We start from the raw sequence: 23445 nt of genomic DNA, 5'->3' as shown, positions 1-23445 counted from the left end.
TGGGGGGGTTCAGGCGGAGAGGGGGCTGATGCGGTAGAGCACTTCCGGCTGGTGCGTTCCCTCGGGGAACAGCCCGCCGTCGAAGAGGACTTCACGCTCCACGCGTGCGCCGTGGCGCTGGGCGTACGAGGTGAACAGCCGGTCGGATGCGGTGTTGTCCGGGGTGATGGTGGTCTCGATCTCCCGGATCCCGCGGCCGTCGGTGACCCTGGCGGTCAGCGCGTCCAGCAGTACGCCGGCGAGTCCCCGGCCGCGGTGGGCGTGGTCGACGGCGACCTGCCAGACGACGAGTGCCTCGGGGCGGTCGGGACGTACGTAGCCGGTGACGAAGGCGATGGGCTCACCGTCACAGCCGCGCGCCACCACGGAGGTGGCGGCGAAGTCGCGACACCACAGCAGATAGCTGTACGAGGAGTTGAGGTCCAGGACCTCGGAGTCACGGGCGATGCGCCAGATCGCGGCTCCGTCCTCCACTCGTGGGGTGTCGATCTCCAGAAATTCGCTCGGGGTGCTGGCTCGTACAAGGTGTTCTTGTGCGGCTGTCATGCCGAGGAAATTTACCGAGCAAATTCAGAAAATGCATCGAGGGAAGGGGTTGGGTGGAGTGTCCCCTTGTGTTATCGCGCGGGCGCGTGCCTCAACTCAACGCGAGGGCATTTTGATGGCTTTTGTGCCGGATTTAAAGCACGAATCGGACGCGATGTGGAGTCGGTCACACGGCTGTAACTCCCGTGAGACCCGTCCGAATTACGTCGTTCGATCCTATCGAAACCTTGGCGTTTAGGATCGCGGAACGGGGGCAGACGAATACGGGAAGCTGCCTGGAATAAAGCAGCTTCCCGTCTATTTCAATTAACGCAGAATTTAGTGTCCGGAGAAATGCTGTTCGTCGTGACTGCGCTCACTCTGCCGATACGACCAGCGGGGAAGCGCCGACTCCGGCCGTACCCGGGCCCTCGTACAGTGCTGTTCATGAGCGATCACACGGTGCTGCACGTGAAGGGGCGGGTGCTCGTCGGGCCCGAGGAGGCGAGGGACGAGCTGTGGGTGGTGGACGGCCGGATCTCCTACGATCGGCCCCGCGCCGAGGCCGTCACCGTCCGGGGCTGGGCGCTCCCGGGGCTCGTCGACGCGCACTGCCATGTCGGGCTCGACCACCACGGCGCCGTCGACGAGGCGACCAGCGAGAAGCAGGCGCTCACCGACCGGGACGCGGGCACGCTGCTCATCCGCGACGCGGGATCGCCGTCGGACACCCGCTGGATCGACGAGCGCGAGGATCTGCCGAAGATCATCAGAGCGGGCCGGCACATCGCCCGCACCCGCCGCTACATCCGCAACTTCGCCCATGAGATCGAGCCGGACGACCTCGTCGCGTATGTCGCCCGGGAGGCCCGGCGCGGCGACGGCTGGGTCAAGCTCGTCGGGGACTGGATCGACCGGGACGCGGGGGATCTGACCGCCTGCTGGCCACGCGGCGAGGTCGCGGCGGCGATCGCCGAGGCACACCGGCTCGGCGCGCGGGTCACCGCGCACTGCTTCGCCGAGGTCGCGCTCCGGGACCTGGTCGAGGCGGGCATCGACTGCATCGAGCACGCCACGGGGCTCACCGAGGACACCATCCCGCTGTTCGCCGAGCGCGGCGTCGCGATCGTCCCGACGCTGGTCAACATCGCGACCTTCCCGGACCTCGCGGCGGGCGGCGAAGCCAAGTTCCCCCAGTGGTCCGCCCATATGCGCCGGCTGTACGAGCGCCGCTACGACACGGTGCGCGCGGCGTACGACGCGGGTGTGCCGGTCTTCGTCGGCACGGACGCGGGCGGCTCGCTGGCGCACGGCCTGGTGGCCGCGGAGGTGGTGGAGCTGGTGAAGGCGGGCATCCCGCCCGTCCAGGCGCTGTCGGCGACGGCCTGGGGGGCGAGGGAGTGGCTGGGCCGCCCGGTGCTGGAGGAGGGCGCTCCGGCGGACCTGGTGGTGTACGACGAGGATCCGCGGGCGGACGTCAGGGCGCTGGCCGCGCCGCGGCGGGTGATCCTCAACGGGCGGGTGATCGGCTGACGCGGCACCGACGTCTAGGGTCTTTCGTTTGGATCAGGCCGGATGAGTGAGCGGGGTCTGGTGCGTGCGATCGCAAGGCGGAGGAGGGAGGCATGGCGGAGCCATGCCGACCGACGACAACGCGGCGAGCGTGCGTGCCAGGGCACGCGAGCCCGGCAAGATCCAAACGAGAGGCCCTAGGTGCGGGCGCCGTGTTGACCGAGCGTGACCTGCTCGTTGTCCGGCTCGTTGAAGCACTTCACGCGCGAGCCGCCGCAGTCGACCGGCGCACTGCCCGTTCGTCGCGACACGCGCGGCTGAGGGGAACGCCCGCACCTCATGAATCGAATGCGAGCACGGAAACCCCACTTTAGGGTGAACTCACGCCAGGTGTCTGCCGGTTCACTCTCCGTGCGTAAAGATTCCGGTGTCTCAGTCGCCGCCGACCACGTGTCCCCGTGGGGCGGCGGGCGACGCCATGTCTCTTGTGGGGGTTCCACCACCTTGAACAGCAACACGTTCCGCGCTGCCGCCGCGCTCCTCGCCACGGCGCCCGTCGCCGTCCTCGCCGCGGCTCCGGCGCATGCCACAGGGGGCGGCGGCGAGGGTGGCCGGGCGAGCGCGGTCGTGCTCCGTACCGGCCTCGATGTGTCCCTGCTCAACAAGACCGTCAACGTCCCGCTGGCGGCCACGCTCAACGAGGTGCAGGCGCCCGCCAGTGCCGAGAAGACCGCGCTGACCGTGCAGTTGGACGGGGTCGACGGGGGCAGGCCCTTCCAGGTGCTGCGCGCGGACGTCGCCACAGCGAAGGCCACCGTCGACCGGCACAAGGCCGAGGGCCACACCAACCTCGCCCGCGCCGGGCTGCATGTGCCCGGACTGCCGCTGCTCTCGCTCGTCGAGGTCGAGAAGGTCACGTCGAAGGCCGTCTGCGAGGCGGGCAAGCAGCCGGTCGCCGAGTCCAGTCTGCTCGGCCATGTGACCGTGCTCGGCAAGAAGGTCACGCTCACCACCGGCGGCACCAGCCGGGTCGAGGTGCCGGGGATCGGCGAGGTGACGCTCGATCTGTCGAAGACGCACACCACGTCGCGCACGGCGGCGGCCACCGCGCTGTCGCTGAAGGTTTCGGTGAACCCGCTCAAGCTGAACGTCGCGGAGGTCACCGGCACGGTCACTCTGGCCGAGGCGAAGTGCGAGTCGCCGGAGGCGCCCGCGAAGCAGGAGGAGCCCGCGGAGCAGAAGCCGTCGGCGAAGCCGAGCGCCGGAATGCAGGCGCAGTCCGGCGAGGACCCGGCTACGGAGAACCTCGCGGAGACGGGTGGCAGTGGGGCGACGCCGTACATCGCGTGCGGCGCGATCCTGTTGCTCGCGGTCGGTGGCCGGGGGCTCCTCCTGGCTCGCAGCCGCGCGCGGGACTGACCCCGGGCCCTTGGCGGGGCTCCGCCCCGAACCCCGCGCCTCAATCTCCCCCTACGCCCTGCGGGCGTGGGGGGACCCCCAGCGGGGCTGGAAGGTCCAGCCCGTCCGGCGATTGAGGACTGGGGGTCTGGGGGCGAAGCCCCCAGCAGTACGCCCCTAGGGCGTGTTTTAGAAGTCCCGCCTGCCCCGCGGCGCCTGGCACGCGCACTCGCGATGTTGTCGGAGTCGCCCAAGTACATCCAGTACGAGGGCGATCCTCCGCCTTGCGATTGCACGCACCAGACGCCGCAGGGCCCGCCCTCCGGGCGGACGGCGCTACTTCTAAAACACGCCCTAGTCGCCCACCATCGTCAGCGCCTGGTCGAGCGCCTGCAGAAAGCGGTTGGTCGTCGCACGGTCCCGTACCGCCAGCCGCAGCCAGTCGGGGCCGAGTCCCGGGAAGGTGTCCCCGCGTCTGGCCGCGAAGCCGAGCCCGCGCAGCCGCTCGCGCACCTCGGCGCCGCGCCGGACATGCAGGAGGACGAAGGGGGCCTCCGCCGCCTCCACCACCCGTACCTCGTCGAACTCCGCGAGCCCCGCCAGCAGATGCGCCCGCTCCCTCGCGATTCCGCAGGCGGCCAGCGAGGCCTCCTTGAGCGCGGCCGGCTCCATGCACGCCTCGGCCGCCGCCAGCGCGGGCGTCGCGACCGGCCACAGCGGCTGGGCCCGCTCCAGCGCCACGATCGTCTCCGGCTCGGCGAGCACATAGCCGATACGCAGGCCAGCGAGGCCCCAGGTCTTGGTGAGGCTGCGCAGCACCACCAGACCCGGGACATCGGTCCGGCCCGCCAGCGCCTCGGACTCGCCGGGCACCGCGTCCATAAAGGCCTCGTCCACCACCAGCACCCGGCCGGGCCGGGCGAGTGAGGCGATGTCGGCGGCCGGATGCAGCACGGATGTCGGGTTCGTCGGGTTGCCGATCATCACCAGGTCCGCCGCGTCGGGGACGGCCGCCGGATCGAGGCGGAAACCGTCCGCCTCCCGCAGCAGCACCCGCGCCACCTCGTGTCCGGCGTCCCGCAACGCCGCCTCCGGCTCCGTGAACTGCGGGTGCACGACCAGGGGATGACGTACCGTCAGGGCGCGGGCGAGCAGGACGAAAGCCTCGGCCGCGCCCGCCGTCAGCAGCACCCGCTCCACCGGCACCCCGTGCCGCCGCGCGACCGCCGCACGCGCCGCCCGCCCGTCCGGATACGCGGCCAGGGCCTTGAGTGAGTCCGCGATTCGCTCGCGCAGCCAGTCCGGGGGAGTCCCGGTCCGGACATTGACCGCGAGGTCCGTGAGATGCGCGTCCCGCACCTCGGCGTCACCGTGGTGGCGCAGATCGTGTGCGTCAGTGTGCGTGCGCATGACTGCCATGGTGATGCCCGTGGCCGTGGTGGTGCCCGTCGTCATCGGGGTGGAAGTGGGGCTGCTGCGGCAGACCCACCTTGTCCTCGAAGCCGGGCAGCGCGATCCGGTACACGCAGGAGTCGCAGTTCATCCGGATGTCGCCGGCGACGGCCTCCCGGTAGCGCTCCATGACCAGGTCCAGCAACTCCTCGGTGGGGCCGATCACATCGGCCGAGACCACGTCCACCTCGGGGTGGGCCGCCGCCCAGCCCTGCGTCTGCAGGCGGACGCGCTCCGGCAGGATGCCGGTGAAGAGGAAGTACGGGAGCACGACGATCCGGCGCGCGCCCAGTTGCACGCACCGGTCGAGACCGCTCGGCACATCGGGAGCGGCGAGCGAGACGAACGCGGTCTCCACGCCCGCGTAACCGCGTCCCTCCCACAGCAGCCTGGCCGCCTTGAGCACCTCGGCGTTGGCGTCCGGGTCGGTCGAACCGCGGCCCACCAGCAGCACGGTCACATCGGCGCGGTCGGCGGGCGTACGGGCAGCCGTGCCCAGCGCCTCGTCCAGCCGCCGCTCCAGCACCTTCAGCAGCGAAGGGTGCGGGCCGAGGGGACGCCCGTAGGCGTACGAGATCCCCGGATGCCGCTCCCGCTCACGGGCGAGGGCCGCGGGGATGTCGCCCTTGGCGTGCCCGGCCGAGACCAGCATCAGCGGCACCGCGGCGAAGCGGTTCACGCCCTGCTCGACGAGCTCGGTGACGGCGTCGCCGAGCGGCGGCGGGGACAGCTCGATGAAGCCGCCGGCGACGGGGAGTTCGGGATGGCGCCGCCCCAGCTCCCCTACGAAGTCCCGGAAGGCCTCGGCCCCGGCTTCGTCACGGGTGCCGTGGCCGGCGATCAGCAGTGCGGGCGGGGTGGTCACGCGTTCTCCTTGATATGGGGGTGGTAGAGCAGAGCGTTGAGGGCGGCGGCGGCGACGGCACTGCCCCCCTTCTCGGACACGTTGCTGACGGCGGGCAGCCCGCTCGCGCGCAGCGCGGCCTTGGACTCGGCGGCGCCGACGAAGCCGACGGGCAGGCCGATGACGAGGGCGGGCGCGGCATCGAGGACGAGGAGCTCCTCGAGTGCGGTGGGAGCGCACCCGATGACCCAGATGGCACCGGGCCCGACCTGCTCGTGGGCGAGCCGCACCGCGTGCGCGGAACGGGTGAGCCCCGGGCCGGACCTGGCGTCCCTGAGGCGGCAGACGGTCTCGCGCCGGGTGATACCGGCGGCGACCATCTCGACATCGGCGACGACGGGCGCACCGGCGTGCAGCGCGGCGTGCGCGGCGCGGAGCGAGGGCTCGTCGCAGACGAGATCGGTGGCGTACTCGAGGTCGGCGGCGGAGTGAATGACCCGCTCGACGACCGCTCGCGTCAGTGGCTGAAAACCGCTGGTGTCGAGCCGCGAGCGAAGCCGCCGGAACGACTCCTGCTCGATGGGGTGAACGACGCGGGTCACGGGGCGACTCCGGGGTGACGGCGGGCGGTACCGGCTTTCGCCGGCGGTTGAGCGGGGCCGGGGGCCGCGGACCACGGGGGAGCGGAGACGCGGTCGCCCGCGTGCGCCACGGGGCCGCGGCGCCGCCGCGCCTCGGTGGTGCCGGGGTGCGGCACAGGCGCGCGGTCCCGCGCACCCCCCACCGCGGGCGCGGCACACGCTGCCCTCACGACTGCCACCGGTAGCCGCGTGGCGTCACCATGCGGCCCGCGATTTCCCGCGTGGCCGTGTTGCCGACCGTCACGACCGTCATCATGTCCACCGTCGTCGGATCCAGTCCCGCCAGTGTCGTCAGGCGGCTGGATTCGTCCGCCCGCGAAGCGTTGCGTACGACCCCGACGGGCGTCGAAGCCTCCCGGTGCCCGGCGAGGATCACCAGCGCCTTCGGGAGCTGCCAGTCGCGGCCCCGGCTGCGCGGGTTGTAGAAGGTCACGATGATGTCCGCCTCCGCCGCTGCCCGCACCCGGCGCTCGATGACCTCCCACGGCGTGTGCAGATCCGAGAGGCTGATCGAGACGTGGTCGTGCCCGAGCGGCGCGCCCAGGATCGCCGCCGCGGCGAGCGCGGCGGTCACCCCCGGCACCCCCACCACGTCGATGTCGTCGGACGCCTCGGCGAGCGCGGGCGACGCCATCGCGTACACGCCCGCGTCGCCGCTGCCGATCAGCGCGACCGCGTGACCGGCGCGGGCCTCGGCGACGGCGGTACGGGCCCGTTCCTCCTCCGCCCCCAGGCCGGATTCGAGCACCCGCGTGCCGGGCCGGAGCAGGTCGCGGATCTGGTCGACGTACTGGTCGAGCCCGACCAGTACGGAGGCCCGGCGCAGCTCTTCGGTGGCGCGCGGAGTGACCAGGTCGCGGGCGCCGGGCCCGAGCCCGACCACGGCCAGCCGTCCGCGCGGAGCCCTGCGTACGACCGCGCAGGTCGCCATCGCGGCCCGGCCCCCGGGGCTCGACTTCCGCTTCGGGACGAGGAGTTCACCCCCGCCCGCGAGCGCCGCGGCCTCCGCGACGGAGGGCGTACCCACGGCGGCGAGCGGCGCGCCGGACGGGTTCGGCACCGCGATCGCGGACAGTTCACCGGCCGCGTACGTGACCACCGGCACCCCGAGCCGCTCCGCCGCCGCCACGATCCCCGGCTCCGCCGCCTTCGCGTCGACGGTCGCCAGCTCGGCGATGCTCAGCGGCGAGAGCCCGGCCTCGCGCAGCGCCTCCTCGATCAGCCCGAGCACCTCGTCGACGGGAGCGCCCTTGGAGGCCCCGACCCCGACGACGAGCGACGCGGGCCGCAACACCGCCTCCCGCGCGCCGGGTTCGACGACGCGGTCGGTCACCCGGAGGACGGCCTCGCCCTCGGCGCCCACATTCGGTGGCAGCGGCGGCAGCGGCCACACCGCGTCCGACCGCAGCGCCACCGGCTCGCCGTCCAGGATCGCCCGCGACACCGCGGCGACCGCGCCCTCCACCGGCAGGCCCAGGGTGTCCAGGCCCGGCACGTCCGTCGCGTCCGTCGCCGTCGTCACCACGGGGGCGCAGCCCAGGACGTCCGCGACCTCCGCGGCCAGCTCGTTCGCGCCGCCGCCGTGCCCGCCGAGCAGGGACACCGCGTACCGCAGCCCCTCGTCCACGCACACCACACCCGGGTCCGCCGACTTGTCCGCGAGCAGCGGGGCGATCAGCCGTACCACCGCACCCGTCGCCAGGAAGCACACCAGCTGCTCGCACTCCGCGAACGCGCGCTCCACCGACTCGCGCACCGGGCCCTCGTACACCCGGGTGCGGCCGGGCCGGGCCGCGGCCAGGCGGTCGCGGGCGGCGGCGCCCGCCGCCGTCGCGGAGATCAGGCCGATCACTGAATCGCTCCTTCGTTCACCGAATCCGCGGGACGGTCGCCCCACAGCAGGAAGACGGGGTTGGCGGCCGCGAGCCGGGTCACGTCCCCGGGCAGTGGGGCCAGCCGCGACGAGTGCAGCAGTACGCCGTCGGACGCGAACCCGGCGGCGCCCAGCGCGGACCGCACCGAGGGCACCCGGTCCAGCGCCGCCAGCGCGACGACCACCGTGCGCCGGGCCCGCCGCGCGCACGCGGCGACGATCGCGGGCAGCTCCGCGCCCCCGCCGCCGATGAACACCGCGTCCGGGTCCGCCAGATGGGACAGCACCGTCGGCGCCGCACCGTGCACGGCCTGTACGTCGACCCCGTGCGCCGCCGCGTTCGCGCGGATCCGCTCCACACCGTCGGGCGTCTTCTCCACGGCGACCACCGCCGCACCGAACCGCGCACACTCCACCGCCACCGAACCGGACCCCGCGCCGATGTCCCACACGAGGTCGCCGGTACGCGGTCCGAGCCTTGCCAGCGCCAGCGCCCGCACCTCGAACTTGGTGATCATCGAGTCGCGGTGCTCGAACTCGCCCTCGTCCAGGGCCCATCGGGACGGCGACAGCCGCGGCCCTGCCACCGTCCGCTGGGCCGGCGACAGCGCCCGACGCTCGTCCAGGCAGAGCACCACACTCACCGCGTCCCACTCCCGCGCCGCCGCCTCCGCGGGCGTCATCCGCTCGATCCGCTCGTGCTCCGGGTCGCCGAGCGCCGTCGCCACCACCAGCGTCCGCTCGGTGGCCCGGTAGGCCAGCTCGGCGCCCAGCTCCGCAGGACCCGAGCCGGGGCCGGTGAGCACGGCCGTCTTGGGGTGCGCCCGGCACACATTGACCGCGGTCCGCAGATCACGGCCGTGCGCGCTGACGACGACCGCGTCGTCCCAGGGCAGCCCGATCCGCGCGAAGGCGACCGCCACGGACGGCGCCCCGGGCCGTACGTCCAGCGCGTCCGCGCCGAAGCGCTCGGCCAACGCCCGTACGATCCCGAAGAATCCGGGGTCGCCCGAGGCCAGCACGACCACCCGCGCCCCGCCCCGGGTCCGCTCCTTCTCGATCACGTCGAGCGCCGGCGCGAGCGGCCCCAGCGTCAACTCCTGTGCGGCGGCGGGCACGTCGGCCGACGCCAGATGCCGCCGGGCGCCCACCACGAGCGTGGCCGCCGCCAGCGCCGCGCCGTCGCGTACGGACAGGGGCGCCCCCGTCCCCGTACCGATGACCGTGATCACGGCGTCCCACCTTGCGCGCGAAGCGCGCGCCGGGCCTCGGGGTCCGCCTTGCGGAAGCCGTGGAAGTGCCCCGGGTGGTACAGATGCGACCGTGTTCCCGACGCCGCCAGCGCCGGACCGACCAGGAACAGCGTGTGCTTCCAGAGCTTGTGCTCCTTGACGGTCTCCTCGAGCGTGCCGATCGTGCAGTGCAGGATCAGCTCCTCGGGCCAGGTCGCCTGGTACGCGATGACCACCGGCGTACTCGTCGGATAGCCGCCCTCCAGCAGCTCCTGCGTCAACTGGCCCGAGCGGGCCGCCGACAGGAAGAGCGCCATGGTCGTGCCGTGCCGCGCGAACTCCCGTACCTCCTCGCCCGGCGGCATCGGCGTCTTGCCGCCGCCCAGCCGGGTCAGGATCACGGACTGCGCGACCTCCGGGATCGTCAGCTCGCGCTGCGCGATCGCGGCGACCGCGGAGAACGACGAGACGCCCGGCACGATCTCGACGTCGAGGCCCAGCTCCACGCACCGGTCGAGCTGTTCCTGCGTGCCGCCCCACAGGGCCGGGTCGCCGGAGTGGATCCTGGCGACCTTCAGGCCCTCCTCGCGGGCCCGTTCGTAGACGGCGACCACGTCCTCGAGCGACATCGCCGCCGAGTCGAGGATCTCGGCGCCCTCGCGGGCGTGGTCGAGGACGTCGGCCTGCACCAGGCTCGCCGCCCAGATGACGATGTCGGCGTCGGCGATGGCACGCGCGGCGCGGAACGTCAGCAGATCGGCGGCGCCGGGGCCGGCGCCGACGAAGGTCACCTTGCCGTGGGTGGCGGCATCGGCCATGAGCGGGGGTCCTCTCGGGTCATTCGGGGTGGATCAGGATCCGGGATTGGTCAGACACGGCCCAGCAGGGGCGCATGGCTGTGTTCGTCGCGCTCGGCGCGTTCCTAACCCGAGGTGCACCACGACCACCCCGCCCGCTCCACCCTGCTGTGCACGGTGGGAGGCGTGGCCTTCATCCGGCCGGTGGTCGGCCTCGTGGAGTGAGGACTTCGGCGGGGCGCTCACAGTTTGCCTCCTCTGCCGCCGCCGCGCGGCGCCGGCGCGATGAGCGTCGAGAGGTACGGCAGCGGTCCTTCTGCCAGCTCCGCGGCCGGCCGGATCGACTCCTCGGGCAGCCCGAGCGCCGATCCCCATACCGCGCCCTCGGTACGGCCCGTCTCGCGCAGCGCGGTGGCGACCTCCGCCGCGAGCCGCCCGAACTTGTACGCCACGACCGTCCCCGGCCCTTCCAGGGCCTCCTTGAGCGCGGCGGCGCCGGCGGTCACGGGCACCAGGGTCAACGGCTCGGTGCCCTCGGTGAGTACGGCGCCGCTGCGGGCCGCCAGGTCCTGCATCGCCGTGATGCCCGGCACGGTCTCCACGACGGTCCCCGGGACCAGCTCGGCGACGGTCTGCGCGAGATAGGTGAACGTCGAGTACACATTGGGGTCGCCGATCGTCGCGAAGGCGACGGAGCCGTGTGCGCGCAGGAGGGCGGCGACGCGCTCGCCGGCGGCGTCCCAGGCGGCTTCACGGCGGGCCCGGTCGGTGCGCTCGTTGAGCGCGAAGACGACCCGTACGACCTTCTCCGCGCCGACGTAGTGCAGCACGGTCGCCTCGGCGCGTCCCGGCTCGCCGCCGTCCTTTCCATCGGATGCGGACATCACCGGTACGACGACGGCGTCGGCCTCCTGAAGGGCGCGTACACCCTTCACGGTCACCAACTCCGGGTCGCCGGGCCCGACTCCCACTCCGACCAATGTGCTCATCGCGTACACCTCTCAACAAACCGAAGGGCCATGCCGGGCTGCGAAGCCCAATGCGTGTGCAGATAGCTCGCGTGCACGCCCTGCTGTACGAATCCCTCGACGCGGCGCTCGGACCGGTGCATCCCCCACGCGGGGGCGGGTCCCGCCGCCGGTTCGACGACGGTGCGGTGGAACTCGTGCCCGTTCAACCGCGTCCCGGCCGCGGCGAGCGCGCTGTCGCTCACGGCGACGGCCTCCCGGTACCCGAGCGTGAGCCGCTCCGACATCCGTGCCTCGGCATCCAGCACACCGCACATGGGCGCGCCGTCCAGGGACCGCGCGAGATACAGCAGCCCGGCGCACTCGGCGGCGATGGGCGCGCCGGAGGACGCGAGCCCGGCGACGGCCTTGCGCAGCGCCTCATTGGCGGACAGCTCGGGCGCGTACACCTCCGGGAACCCGCCGCCTATGACGAGCCCGCTCGTCCCGTCGGGGAGTTGCTCGTCCCGGAGCGGATCGAAGGTGACGACGTCGGCGCCGGCGGCGGTGAGGAGTTCGGGGTGCTCGGCGTAGGAGAACGTGAACGCGGGGCCGCCCGCGACGGCGACGACGGGCGGGGCTGACGTTGTCAGCCCGACCGGACCGCAGGCGGCCCCCGCCTCCCACGGCTCGGCCCCCAGCGACGGCGCACTCCGCGCCAAGCCCAGGAGCGCCTCCAGGTCACACCCCTCCCGCACCAGCTCCGCCATCGCCTCGACCGAGGCCACGGCATCGGCGCGGCGTTCGGCGACCGGCACCAGCCCCAGGTGCCGTGAAGGCGTAGCGGCTCGCTGGATCCGCCGGAGCACCCCCAGCACCGGCACCCCCGACTCCTCCAGCGCCACCCGCAGCAGCTCCTCGTGCCGGTCCGACGCCACCTTGTTCAGGATCACGCCCCCGATCCGCACCTGCGGATCCCAGGATGCGAAACCGTGCACCAGCGCCGCCACCGACCGTGACTGCGACGACGCGTCCACCACCAGCACCACCGGTGCCCGCAGCAGCTTCGCGATCTGCGCCGTGGACGCCAGCTCACCCGCCCCCGCCGCACCGTCGTACAGCCCCATCACGCCCTCGACCACCGCCAGATCGCACCCCGCCGCGCCATGCGCGAACAGCGGCGCGATCAGCTCCGTGCCGCACAGATACGCGTCCAGATTCCGGCCCGGACGCCCCGTCGCGAGCGCGTGATAGCCGGGGTCGATGTAGTCGGGACCGGCCTTGTGCGGGGACACGGTCAGGCCCGCCGAGGTGAACGCCGCCATCAACCCCGTGGCGACAGTGGTCTTCCCACTCCCCGAGGCCGGCGCCGCGATGACGAGACGTGCTACCACTCGATGCCCCGCTGCCCCTTCTGACCGGCGTCCATCGGGTGCTTGACCTTCGACATGTCGGTGACGAGATCCGCGAAGCCGACCAGCCCGGCAGGCGCGTTGCGCCCGGTGATCACCACATGCTGCGTCCCCGGCCGGTCCCGCAGCACCGAGATCACCTCGTCGGTGTCCACCCACCCCCAGTGCATGGGGTACGCGAACTCGTCCAGCACGTACAGCTGATACGTCTCGGCCGCCAGGTCCCGCTTGACCTGCTCCCAGCCCTCGCGCGCCGCGTCCTCGCTCGACTCGATGTCGCGCTGCACCCAGGACCAGCCCTCGCCCATCTTGTGCCACGCGACGGAACCGCCCTCGCCGGAGTCGCCCAGCACCCGCAGCGCCCGCTCCTCGCCGACCTTCCACTTCGCGGACTTCACGAACTGGAACACCCCGATCGGCCAGCCCTGGTTCCAGGCGCGCAGCGCGAGCCCGAAGGCGGCCGTCGACTTCCCTTTGCCGACCCCTGTGTGCACGACGACGAGCGGCCGGTTGCGCCGCTGGCGGGTCGTGAGTCCGTCGTCCGGGACGACGGACGGCTGTCCTTGCGGCATTACGCGACCCTCCTGGCAGTGTGAACGTCCTTGACGAGCCCGGCGATGGAGTCGGCGCGCAGCTCGTCGAGGGTGACGGCGGTGCCGCCGAGATCGCCGGCGAGTGTGCCCGCAAGACCGAGCCGTACGGGACCGGTTTCGCAGTCCACGACGATCGCGGCCGTCCCCTCGGCGCAGTGCAGCCGCGCGGCCCGCGCGGCCAGCGCCACCGGATCGACCCCGCCCGTCGCCCGGCCGTCCGTCACCACGACCAGCAGCGGCCGCCTGGACGGATCGCGCATACGCTCCACCCGCAGTACGTCGTGCGCCTTGAGCAGCCCGGCCGCCAGCGGTGTGCGGCCGCCCGTCGGCAGCTTCTCCAGACGGACGGCGGCCGCCTCAACCGACGAGGTCGGCGGCAGCGCCACCTCCGCGTCCTTCCCTCGGAAGGTGACCAGCCCGACCTTGTCGCGCCGCTGGTAGGCGTCGAGCAGCAGCGAAAGCACCGCGCCCTTGACCGCGCTCATCCGCTGCCGGGCCGCCATCGACCCCGACGCGTCCACCACGAACAGCACCAGGTTTCCCTCGCGCCCCTCGCGGTTCGCCTGCCGCAGATCGTCCCTGCGCACCACCAGGCCACGGCCGCTGCGCCCGCGCGCCCGCTGATGCGGTGCGGCGGCCTGCACGGTCGCCGCCAGGTGCAGCTTGGTGAGCGCCCCTTGGGGCCGCCGCGCGCCCGTCGTCCGCCCGTGCTCGGTCCGCGCACGGGACCTGCGCCCCGCCGCGCCCTCGCCGAGACCGGGCACGCTGAGCATCTTCGTACGGTACGGCTCGGCCGCCCGTACGGGCTGCTGCTCACCACCGCCCGCCGACTGCGGCTCCCCGCCCTCCGACTCCTGCGGCCGCGCGGGTGTGTCGCCCTGCCCCGCATCGCCCTGCGGCGGAGTGCCGGGCCCGCCCTGCGGCGGCTGCCCACCGCCGCCGCCCGGACCGTCCGGGTCCGGATCGTCGTCGCTCTCGTCCTCGCCGCCGAACTCCTGCAGCGTGTCGTCGAGTCTGTCCTCGTCGAGCCCGGGAGCGTCGAAGGGATTGCGCCGCCGCCGGTGGGGGAGCGCCAGCAGCGCGGCCTGCCGTACGTCCTCGGCGAGTACGTCCGTACGCCCCGCCCACGCTGCGAGCGCGGTCGCCGTCCGGGCCATCACGATGTCGGCGCGCATGCCGTCCACCTCGAACGCCGCGCAGGTCGCGGCGATCTGCCGCAGCGCACCGTCCCCGAGCCGGACCTCGGGCAGCAGGGCGCGCGCGGCGACGATGCGCGAGCGCAGCGCGGACTCCTCGTCCGCCCACCGGGTGGCGAATCCCGCCGGATCGTCGTCGTACGCGAGCCGCCGCCGCACGACCTCCACCCGCTGATCGGGCTCGCGCGAGGCAGCGACCTCGACGGTCAGCCCGAAGCGGTCCAGCAACTGCGGCCGCAGCTCGCCCTCTTCGGGGTTCATGGTCCCGACGAGCAGAAAGCGCGCGGCATGCCGCACCGAGACACCCTCGCGCTCGACGTACGAGGCGCCCATGGCGGCCGCGTCGAGCAGCAGGTCGACGAGGTGGTCATGGAGGAGGTTGACCTCGTCCACATAGAGAATCCCGCGGTGCGCGTCGGCGAGCAGCCCGGGCTCGAAGGCCTTCACGCCCTCGGCCAGCGCCCGCTCGATGTCGAGCGCCCCGACGAGCCGGTCCTCGGACGCCCCGACGGGCAACTCGACCATCCGCGCGGCCCGCGCGGTGCCGCCACCGGGCTCGTGCGGACCGTCGGGGCAGGCGGGATCGGGCGAAGCGGGGTCACACGAGAACCGGCATCCGGGGACGACCGGAACCGCCGGTATCAACGCCGCAAGGGCGCGGACGGCGGTGGACTTGGCGGTCCCCTTCTCCCCCCGCACGAGGACACCACCGACGGCGGGGGACACGGCGTTGAGTAGAAGGCCCAGCCGCAGGTCGTCCATGCCGACGATCGCGGTGAAGGGGTACGGGGTGCTCATGCGGACTCCTCGATCGTGTTCGGGCGGTGTGGCTGCATCCGATATGCGGCTCCGCCGCGTGGGCCCACCGCAGGCGCACCCCTCACGCGTCCCCCTCCAAGTCGCCCTCGAGCTCGAGATACGTCTGCCGAAGCCGCTCCAGGGTCTCCGCGTCCGGCTCCGCCCACAGCCCCCGCTCCGCCGCCTCCAGCAAACGCTCCGTAACCCCCCGCAGCGCCCAGGGATTGGACTTCTGCATGAACTCCCGGTTCTCCGGATCGAAGACGTACTCCGCCGAGAGCTTCTCGTACATCCAGTCGTCGACGACCCCCGTCGTCGCGTCGTACCCGAACAGGTAGTCCACGGTCGCCGCCATCTCGAACGCGCCCTTGTACCCGTGCCGCCGCATCGCCGCCATCCAGCGCGGATTGACCACCCGCGCCCGGAACACCCGGTGCGTCTCCTCCCCGAGCGTCCGCGTCCTCACCTGGTCCGGCGTGGCCGAGTCACCCACGTACGCCTCGGGCGACTCACCCGTCAGATGCCGCACCATGGCGACCATCCCGCCGTGGTACTGGAAGTAGTCGTCCGCGTCGACGAGGTCGTGCTCCCTCGTGTCGACGTTCTTCGCGGCGACCGCGATCCGCCGGAACGCCGTCTCCATGTCCCCGCGCGCCGCCCGCCCCTCCAGCCCGCGACCGTACGCATAGCCGCCCCACACCGCGTACACCTCGGCCAGATCCGCGTCGCTGCGCCAGTTCCGAGCGTCGATCAGCGGCAGCAGCCCCGCCCCGTACGCCCCCGGCTTCGAGCCGAAGATCCGGGCCGTCGCCCGCCGCCGGTCGCCGTGCTCCGCCGTGTCCTCGTCCGCGTGCGCCCGTACGTAGTTGGACTCGGCCGGCTCGTCCAGCTCCGCCACCGCCCGTACCGCGTCGTCGATCAGCCCGACCACATGCGGGAAGGCGTCACGGAAGAAGCCGGAGATACGCACCGTCACATCGATGCGCGGCCGTCCCAGCTCCGCCACCGGCACGACCTCGAAGCCACTCACGCGGCGCGAGGCGTCGTCCCACACCGGCCGGCACCCCAGCAGCGCCAGGATTTCGGCGATGTCGTCGCCCTGGGTGCGCATCGCGGACGTGCCCCACACCGTGAGGCCGACCGACTTCGGGTACTCGCCCGTGTCCGTGAGGTAGCGGGCCACCAGGGAGTCGGCCAGCGCCTGGCCGACCTCCCACGACAGCCGGGAGGGAATCGCCTTGGGGTCGACGGAGTAGAAGTTGCGGCCGGTCGGCAGCACATTCACCAGGCCGCGCGTCGGCGACCCGGAAGGCCCGGCCGGTACGTAGCCGCCGTCCAGCGCCCGCAGGATGTTGCCGATCTCGTCCGTCGTACGGGCCAGCCGGGGCACGACCTCCTCGCAGGCGAAGCCCAACACGGCCACCGCGTCCGGGAGTTGAGTGCCCAGCACATCGCGCACCAGGCCGGCCACGGCCGCGAGGTCCCAGCCGCGCTCCTCCATGCCCTCCGCGAGCCGCCGGCACAGCTGCTCCAGCAGATCGATCGCGTCGGCGCCCGTCCGCGCGGGTCCCTCGACCAGCTCCGTGAGCTCCACCGGCACCTTCACCGGTGCGCCCGGCTCGCCCAGCAGGTCCTTCTCCACCAGAGCGAAGTGCTCGGCGAGACAGGCCCTGAGCCCCGGCAGCGCATTGGCCGTGCCGCCCCACACCTGCGATGCGCGCAGCACGGCCAGGACGAGATTGACCCGGGCCTCCGCCTCGGGACCGCCGCCCAGGATGTGCAGACCGTCCCTGATCTGGACGTCCTTGATCTCGCAGAGATAGCCGTCGATGTGCATGACGAACGAGTCGAACTCGCCGTCGTCCGGCTGTTCGTCGACATGCAGATCGTGGTGCAGCTCGGCCGCCTTCACCAGCGTCCAGATCTGCGCGCGCACAGCGGGCGCCTTCGTCGGGTCGAGATCGCTGACGAGCGCGTACTCGTCGAGCAGCTGCTCCAGCTTGGCCAGATCGCCGTAGGTGTCGGCACGGGCCATCGGCGGCACCAGATGGTCCACGACCGTGGCGTGACCGCGCCGCTTCGCCTGGGTGCCCTCGCCCGGGTCGTTGACGATGAACGGGTACACCAGCGGCAGTTCGCCGAGCACGGCGTCCGGACCGCAGCCGGCCGACAGGCCGAGGCCCTTGCCCGGCAGCCACTCCATCGTGCCGTGCTTGCCCATGTGCACGATCGCGTCCGCGCCGAAGGTGTTGTCCAGCCACCGGTACGCGGCCACGTAATGGTGCGAGGGCGGCATGTCGGGGTCGTGGTAGATCGCGATCGGGTTCTCACCGAAGCCGCGCGGCGGCTGGATCATCACGACGACGTTCCCGAACTGCAAGGACGCCAGCACGATGTCGTCGCCGTCGACATACAGCCGACCCGGCGGCTCGCCCCAGTGCTCCAGCATCCCGTCGCGCAGTTCCGGCTCCAGCTTCTCGAACCAGGCGCGGTAGTCGGCGAGCGGGACCCGCGCGGGAGCGGCGGCCAGCTGCTCCTCGGTCAGCCACTCCACATCGTGGCCACCGGCGTTGATGAGCCGGTGGATCAGCTCGTCGCCGTCGTCCGGGTAGCCGTCCACGGCGTAACCGGCGCCGCGCAGCGCGTCCAGTACGCGAACCGCGGAGGCGGGAGTGTCGAGACCGACCGCGTTGCCGACCCGCGAGTGCTTGGTCGGATAGGCGGTGAAGACGATCGCGAGCTTCTTCTCGGCGTTCGGCTTGTGCTTCAACCGGGCGTGACGGACGGCGATCCCGGCGACCCGACCGGCCCGCTCGGGGTCGGCGACATACACCGGTACCCCGTCGGGGCCCTGCTCCTTGAAGGAGAACGGCACCGTGATGATCCGCCCGTCGAACTCGGGGATCGCCACCTGCATCGCCGCGTCCATGGGAGACAGGGCCGCGTCCGACGCCTCCCAGGTCGCCCGCGACGAGGTCAGGCACAGCCCCTGGAGGACCGGCACATCGAGGTCGGCGAGCGCGCCGATGTCCCAGGCCTCGTCGTCCCCGCCGGCGGAGGCGTCACTGGCGCGGGTGCCGCCGGCCGCGAGCACCGTGGCGACCAGCACGTCGGTCCGCCCCAGCGTCTCGTACAGCTCCGCGTCGGCGCCGCGGAGCGAACCGCAGTACACGGGAAGGGCGTTGGCCCCCCGCGCCTCGATCGCGTCGCACAGGGTGTCCACGAAGCCGGTGTTCCCGGAGAGCTGGTGCGCCCGGTAGAAGAGCACGCCGACGCTCGGCCGCCCCTCCACGTACGCACGCTCGCCGTGGACGCCCCACTCGGGCATCTTCTGCGGCTCGGCACTGTGCCTGTTCCGCGCGCCTCCGGCACGACCGTGGCCGCTCAGCAGCACGTCCTCCGTCAGGAACCGGGCCAGCTCGACGAGGTTCCCCGGACCACCCTCGACGAGATACTGCAGAGCCTCCGCGACAGCACCCGCATGCACGGACGACTCGGCCATCAACTCCGCGTCGGGCACCGCCTCGCCGCCCAGCAGGACCGTCGGAATCCCGGCGGCCTTCAGTGCGGCGAGCCCGTCCTCCCAGGCCCGCTTGCCGCCGAGCAGCCGTACGACCGCGACGGACGCGCCCGCGACGAGCGCGGGCAGCTCCTCGGCCACATCGATACGGGTCGGGTTGCCGATCCGGTAGGGCGCGCCGGATGCCCGGGCCGCCAGCAGGTCCGTATCGGCGGTGGACAGCAACAGCACGGTGTTCTCGGTGCTCATGGCGCTCCAGGTGCGATGAAGGGAAGTCCTGACGGTGCGCCCGACTCGATGAGCCGCAGCAGCGCATCCGTATCCGCGTGTTCTTCGACGAGGTCGCCGAGGCGGTCCAGCTGCTCCTCGCGCAGTGCTCCGAAACTGGTGTCGGGCGCGGGCACGAAGCGCCGTCCCGCGGCGCGCGCGACCTCGCGCAGGAAGGCGCGCCGGAAGCCGTCGCTCTCCAGCGATCCGTGCCAGTGCGTGCCCCAGACGGCCCCGGCCCGGCAGCCGTCCAGGCTGTGTCCATCGCCATCAGAGATGAACGGGTCGCCGCCGAGTACTTCGGCGACGCCGTGATGGATCTCGTAGCCCTCGACGCGCTCGCCGAGGGCTTCGCCGACGGGCCTGGCGAGGGTCTTGCCGACGGCGAACCTGATGCGTACGGGCAGCAGCCCCAGGCCCTCGACGCTCCCCGCCCGCGACTCGACCTCATCCTCGATGTGCTCACCGAGCACCTGGAAGCCGCCGCAGATACCCAGGACGGGCCTGCCCTCGGCGGCCCGCCGCTTCAGCGCCTCCGCGAGCCCCCGCTCCCGCAGCCACTCCAGGGCTCCGACCGTGCCCCGGGTCCCCGGCACGATCACCAGGTCGGCGTCGACGAGTTCCTCGGCCCGGTCCACGAAGCGCACGACGACGCCCGGTTCGGCGGCCAGGGCGTCCACGTCCGTGAAGTTGGACATCAGCGGGACGGCGCAGACGGCGACCCGCAGAATGTCCTCGCCGACGGGCGGGGCGACCACCGACTCCCGTACCGCGCCGCGCAGGGACACCCGCAGCCCGTCCTCCTCGTCGATGCCGAGACCGTGGGCGTACGGCAGAATCCCGTACGTGTGCCGCCCGGTCAGCCCCCGCAGCATCTCGATGCCGGGCTCGAGCAGCGACACATCGCCCCGGAACTTGTTGACGATGTACCCGGCGACCAGCGCCTGATCCTCGGCACTGAGCAGCGCGGTGGTCCCGAAGAACGAGGCGAAGACGCCCCCGCGGTCGATGTCCCCGACCACGAGCACCGGGAGCCGGGCCGCCCGCGCGATGCCCATGTTCACGATGTCCGTACGCCGCAGATTGATCTCGGCCGGACTGCCCGCCCCCTCACAGATCACGGCTTCATACGTGCCCCGCAGCTCCTCCAGGCACTCCACGACGGTGCCCAGGAGAGCCTCCTGCCGCCCCCCGTGGTAGCCGCGGGCGCTCAGTTCGCCCACCGGCTTGCCCATCAGGACCACCTGGCTCGAACGGTCGCTCCCCGGCTTGAGCAGTACGGGATTCATCAGCGCTGTGGGCTCCACGCGCGCCGCCTGCGCCTGCATCGCCTGGGCCCGCCCGATCTCCGCGCCCTCGCGCGTCACGAACGAATTGAGCGACATGTTCTGTCCCTTGAAGGGCGCGACCTTCACTCCCTGCCGTACGAGCCATCGGCAGATCCCGGCCGTGACGACGCTCTTGCCCGCGTCGGACGTCGTCCCCGCGACCAGCAGCCCGCCGCCTCTGCGCCTGCTCATCCCCGCCCCTTTCCCGCGCGCCGCGCGCGCAGCGCGTGACCCGCCAGGCGGCCCGCCGCGCAGGCCGCCAGAGTCAGCCAGCCGACGCGGCGGGAGAGCCGCACGGCGCGTTCGATGTCACCGAACTCCACGGTGCGGCCCGAGCCGTTGAGCACGGGCCGGTGCTCGACCCGGCCGCCGTACGAGAGGGTCCCGCCGAGCCGTACGCCGAGCGCCCCCGCGAACGCGGCCTCCACCGGCCCCGCGTTCGGGCTCGGGTGCTTCCTCGCATCGGCCCGCCACGCCCGTACGGCCCCGGGCGCGTCCCCGCCCGCGAGCACCGCAAGACCGGCGGTGAGCCGGGCCCCCGGCCAGCCGGCCACATCGTCGAGGCGTGCCGACGCCCAGCCGAACCGCCGGTACCGGGGCGACTTGTGCCCGACCATCGCGTCCAGCGTGTTGACCGCCCGGAAGCCCACCAGACCCGGCACACCCGCGAGCGCACCCCACACGAGCGCGCCCACGACCGCGTCGGAGGTGTTCTCGGCGACGGACTCCACGACGGCGCGCGCGATCTGCCGCTCGTCCAGGTACTGCGGATCGCGCCCGCACAGATGCGGCAGCCGCTCCCGCGCCACCTCCAGATCCCCGGCCGCGAGCGCGCCACCGATGGCCCGCGCCTCGCGGCCCAGCGACGTACCCCCGACAACGGCCCAGGTGGCGGCGGCGGTCAGCGCGACGGATGCGGCGCCGCGGCCCCGCGCACCGCGCGAAACAAGCGCGGCACCGGCGGCGGCACCTCCGGCGCACAGGGCGGTGTGCAGGGCGCCCCAGCCGCGGTGATCACGCCACAGCACCTGCTCGACAGCGCCTGCGGCCCGCCCGAACGCGGCGACCGGATGCCCCCGGCGAGGATCGCCGAGCAGCAGGTCACCGGCCAGACCGGCGATGGCGCCGTACACGAACTCACGGTCGACACGCATGGGTTCAGGCCGCCGTTACGCCTCGAGTGACCCTGGGATCGACCTTCGTACTGACAGCGGGAACGGAACGGCAGCCGGGCATGGCGATATGTCCTCACTCAGGGTGTCCGCGCCCTGGTTCGACGTGATCGGCGGTGAGAGTTCCTGGCTTCCGGGGATGTGCTCCCCGGTGACAGTGGCGGGACCGCGCCGGATTCGCACCGGCTTCCTCTTCTGCCGCCGTAATGGCCTCGGCAGTCCACCACGCTCGCGAACGCCCGTCAACTCGCCCTTGACCTGCGGTGGGACAGTGTGCCGAGCCCCACACCGGGCAGTCGGCCGGGCGCCGCGCCCAGGGCAGCGGAAAGCCGGGCCGGACGCACCCGAGGGTGTGTCCGGCCCGGCCGGTGAAGCTGTGCCGTTGCGGCTGTGCCGTCAGGTGACGATCAGATAGATCCCGTACGACACGGCCGCCGCGCAGAGCGCGAAGCAGGCGTACGCACCGGTGCGCGCCATTGCCGCGGTGCCGCCGCCCTGTCCGGACGCCGACTCCTGCTTGGTCAGGCCCACCACGCCGAGGGTGAACAGGCCCACCAGGGCGACGGTGGCGACGAGGCTCACGCCGAAGACGGAGCCGAGAGCTACCCAGTCGATGTTCATGCAGATCTGTCCTTACACCGTGGCCGGCTGCGTCGGCTCGGAGCCGGCGGGGGCCGGAGCCGGGATGGTCGTCTTGAGGTCGTCGTTCGCGGGCGTGCCGGCCGGCGGCGGGGTGACGGCCGCGATGGCCGCGGTCACGACGCCCGCGGGCTCGGCGTCGGCGCTCACGTCGTTGACGTTGGTGTGGTCGACGACCTGGCGGCGGGAGACGAACCAGATCGCGGTGCAGGCGCCGATCAGGAAGACCGCGACGGCCGCGACGCCCCAGTCGCCCTGCTTGGTCACGAACTCCGAGCCCGCGGCGACCAGGCCGGCGGCGGGCAGGGTCAGGCCCCAGGCGACGAACATCCGGGTGGCGGTGGACCAGCGGACCACGCCGCCCTTGCGGCCGAGGCCGGCGCCCATCACCGCGCCGGAGCAGGAGTGCGTGGTCGACAGCGAGAAGCCGAGGTTGGAGGAGGCGAGGATGACGCTGGCCGCGCTGGTCTGGGCGGCGAAGCCCTGCTGCGGCTGGAGGTCGGTGAGGCCCTTGCCCATGGTGCGGATGATGCGCCAGCCGCCGAGGTAGGTGCCCATCGCGATCGCGAGACCGGCGGAGAGGATGACCCACATCGGGGGGTTGGAGCCGGGGGAGAGCACACCGCCGGCGACGAGCGCCAGCGTGATGATGCCCATCGTCTTCTGCGCGTCGTTGGTGCCGTGGGCCAGGGAGACCAGGCCGGCCGAGGCGATCTGGCCGGTGCGGTAACCCTTCGCGGTGGCCTTCTCGTCGGCGTTCTTGCCGATCTTGTACGTCAGCCGGGAGGCGAGGAAGGCCGCGATGCCGGCGACCAGCGGGGCGGCGATCGCGGGGATCAGCACCTTGGTGACGACGGTGCCGCCGTTGACACCGCTGACGCCGACCGAGGCGATGGTGGCGCCGATCAGACCGCCCATCAGGGCGTGCGAGGAACTGGACGGCAGGCCGATCAGCCAGGTCATCAGGTTCCAGAGGATGGCGCCGACGAGCGCCGCGAAGATGACTTCGGGTGTGATGCCCGCCTCGGTCACGAGGCCGCTGGAGATCGTCTTGGCGACCTCCACGGACAGGAACGCGCCGACGAGGTTGAGCGCGGCGGACATGGCCACCGCTGTCTTGGGCTTGAGCGCGCCGGTCGAGATGGTCGTCGCCATCGCGTTGGCGGTGTCATGGAATCCGTTCGTGAAATCGAACACGAGCGCTGTCACGATCACAATCGCAAGGAGCAAGGTGATGTGTTCCATTTACCCAGGCAATCGTTTGACGTCAGTGGCGCGGCGAACGTAGTTAACCTGGAT

18 protein-coding genes, 1 pseudogene and 1 riboswitch are annotated in these 23445 nt (G+C 72.5%); of the genes and pseudogenes, 3 read left to right on the top strand and 16 right to left on the bottom strand.

The window, feature by feature from the left end; translation table 11 throughout:
- Window positions 1–9 precede the first annotated feature (9 nt).
- On the bottom strand, window positions 10–546 hold the full coding sequence (gene ectA, locus SLUN_RS09020) for a diaminobutyrate acetyltransferase (RefSeq protein WP_175314424.1): 537 nt from the start codon (window positions 544–546) through the stop codon (window positions 10–12).
- Window positions 547–972: 426 nt separating this feature from the next.
- Here ectA and SLUN_RS09015 point away from each other — a divergent pair, with 426 nt between their 5' ends.
- The gene (locus SLUN_RS09015; protein WP_108154613.1) at window positions 973–2058 is read left to right on the top strand and encodes an amidohydrolase family protein; all 1086 of its coding nucleotides are present in this window, start codon (window positions 973–975) and stop codon (window positions 2056–2058) included.
- 483 nt (window positions 2059–2541) lie between these two features.
- Window positions 2542–3456, top strand: coding sequence for an SCO1860 family LAETG-anchored protein (locus tag SLUN_RS09010; RefSeq protein WP_108147992.1), 915 nt, complete (start codon window positions 2542–2544; stop codon window positions 3454–3456).
- A gap of 333 nt (window positions 3457–3789) precedes the next feature.
- Here the strand turns inward: SLUN_RS09010 and cobC are convergent, their stop codons facing one another.
- The 6 genes from cobC to cobM all read right to left on the bottom strand — a co-directional run bounded on the left by cobC (window position 3790) and on the right by cobM (window position 10295).
- On the bottom strand, window positions 3790–4845 hold the full coding sequence (gene cobC, locus SLUN_RS09005; protein WP_108154612.1) for an Rv2231c family histidinol phosphate aminotransferase CobC: 1056 nt from the start codon (window positions 4843–4845) through the stop codon (window positions 3790–3792).
- Window positions 4829–5752: a sirohydrochlorin chelatase gene (locus SLUN_RS09000; RefSeq protein ID WP_108147991.1), complete on the bottom strand. Its 924-nt coding sequence runs from the start codon at window positions 5750–5752 to the stop codon at window positions 4829–4831. The genes cobC and SLUN_RS09000 overlap by 17 nt, the downstream gene beginning before the upstream one ends.
- Window positions 5749–6333: a precorrin-8X methylmutase gene (locus SLUN_RS08995; protein ID WP_108147990.1), complete on the bottom strand. Its 585-nt coding sequence runs from the start codon at window positions 6331–6333 to the stop codon at window positions 5749–5751. The genes SLUN_RS09000 and SLUN_RS08995 overlap by 4 nt, the downstream gene beginning before the upstream one ends.
- A 205-nt stretch (window positions 6334–6538) precedes the next feature.
- Window positions 6539–8224 (bottom strand): precorrin-3B C(17)-methyltransferase, encoded by a 1686-nt coding sequence (cobJ, locus tag SLUN_RS08990; RefSeq protein ID WP_108147989.1) that lies wholly within the window; start codon window positions 8222–8224, stop codon window positions 6539–6541.
- The gene (cbiE, locus tag SLUN_RS08985) at window positions 8221–9477 is read right to left on the bottom strand and encodes a precorrin-6y C5,15-methyltransferase (decarboxylating) subunit CbiE (protein ID WP_108147988.1); all 1257 of its coding nucleotides are present in this window, start codon (window positions 9475–9477) and stop codon (window positions 8221–8223) included. Before cbiE ends, cobJ begins: the two co-directional genes overlap by 4 nt.
- Window positions 9474–10295 carry a precorrin-4 C(11)-methyltransferase gene (gene cobM / locus SLUN_RS08980; RefSeq protein WP_108147987.1) on the bottom strand — a complete coding sequence of 274 codons (822 nt, stop codon included), beginning with the start codon at window positions 10293–10295 and terminating at the stop codon, window positions 9474–9476. Before cobM ends, cbiE begins: the two co-directional genes overlap by 4 nt.
- Before the next feature lie 108 nt (window positions 10296–10403).
- Between cobM and SLUN_RS41040 the strand changes: the two are divergent.
- A pseudogene (locus tag SLUN_RS41040) lies at window positions 10404–10499 on the top strand (ZIP family metal transporter); the annotation flags it as partial.
- Between the two features lie 17 nt (window positions 10500–10516).
- On the opposite strand, the gene cobI reads toward SLUN_RS41040, so the two are convergent.
- The 9 genes from cobI to SLUN_RS08930 form a co-directional block, all read right to left on the bottom strand.
- Complete coding sequence (gene cobI, locus SLUN_RS08970; protein WP_108147986.1) at window positions 10517–11263, bottom strand: precorrin-2 C(20)-methyltransferase; 747 nt, start codon at window positions 11261–11263, stop codon at window positions 10517–10519.
- Entirely contained in the window at window positions 11260–12615 is a 1356-nt protein-coding gene (locus SLUN_RS08965; protein WP_108147985.1) for a cobyrinic acid a,c-diamide synthase CobB, read from the bottom strand. Before SLUN_RS08965 ends, cobI begins: the two co-directional genes overlap by 4 nt.
- A complete protein-coding gene (cobO, locus tag SLUN_RS08960; RefSeq protein WP_108147984.1) occupies window positions 12609–13205 on the bottom strand; it encodes a cob(I)yrinic acid a,c-diamide adenosyltransferase in 597 nt (198 codons plus the stop codon). Before cobO ends, SLUN_RS08965 begins: the two co-directional genes overlap by 7 nt.
- Window positions 13205–15220 (bottom strand): putative cobaltochelatase, encoded by a 2016-nt coding sequence (locus tag SLUN_RS08955; protein ID WP_108147983.1) that lies wholly within the window; start codon window positions 15218–15220, stop codon window positions 13205–13207. Before SLUN_RS08955 ends, cobO begins: the two co-directional genes overlap by 1 nt.
- A gap of 82 nt (window positions 15221–15302) precedes the next feature.
- Window positions 15303–18989 (bottom strand): cobaltochelatase subunit CobN, encoded by a 3687-nt coding sequence (gene cobN / locus SLUN_RS08950; protein WP_108147982.1) that lies wholly within the window; start codon window positions 18987–18989, stop codon window positions 15303–15305.
- Window positions 18986–20527, bottom strand: a complete 1542-nt coding sequence (locus tag SLUN_RS08945; RefSeq protein ID WP_108147981.1) for a cobyric acid synthase — start codon at window positions 20525–20527, stop codon at window positions 18986–18988. Before SLUN_RS08945 ends, cobN begins: the two co-directional genes overlap by 4 nt.
- A complete protein-coding gene (locus SLUN_RS08940) occupies window positions 20524–21489 on the bottom strand; it encodes a cobalamin biosynthesis protein (protein WP_108147980.1) in 966 nt (321 codons plus the stop codon). Before SLUN_RS08940 ends, SLUN_RS08945 begins: the two co-directional genes overlap by 4 nt.
- A 116-nt stretch (window positions 21490–21605) precedes the next feature.
- Window positions 21606–21747: riboswitch (cobalamin riboswitch) on the bottom strand.
- A gap of 156 nt (window positions 21748–21903) precedes the next feature.
- Window positions 21904–22128, bottom strand: coding sequence for a hypothetical protein (locus tag SLUN_RS08935; RefSeq protein ID WP_108147979.1), 225 nt, complete (start codon window positions 22126–22128; stop codon window positions 21904–21906).
- Window positions 22129–22140: 12 nt separating this feature from the next.
- On the bottom strand, window positions 22141–23391 hold the full coding sequence (locus tag SLUN_RS08930; protein ID WP_108147978.1) for an inorganic phosphate transporter: 1251 nt from the start codon (window positions 23389–23391) through the stop codon (window positions 22141–22143).
- Between the last annotated feature and the right edge of the window lie 54 nt (window positions 23392–23445).

The organism is Streptomyces lunaelactis (genome assembly GCF_003054555.1).
In the GTDB taxonomy this organism is placed as follows: domain Bacteria; phylum Actinomycetota; class Actinomycetes; order Streptomycetales; family Streptomycetaceae; genus Streptomyces; species Streptomyces lunaelactis.
The sequence above is the reverse complement of the archived record's forward strand: the minus strand, read 5'-3'. Positions and strand labels throughout refer to the sequence as shown.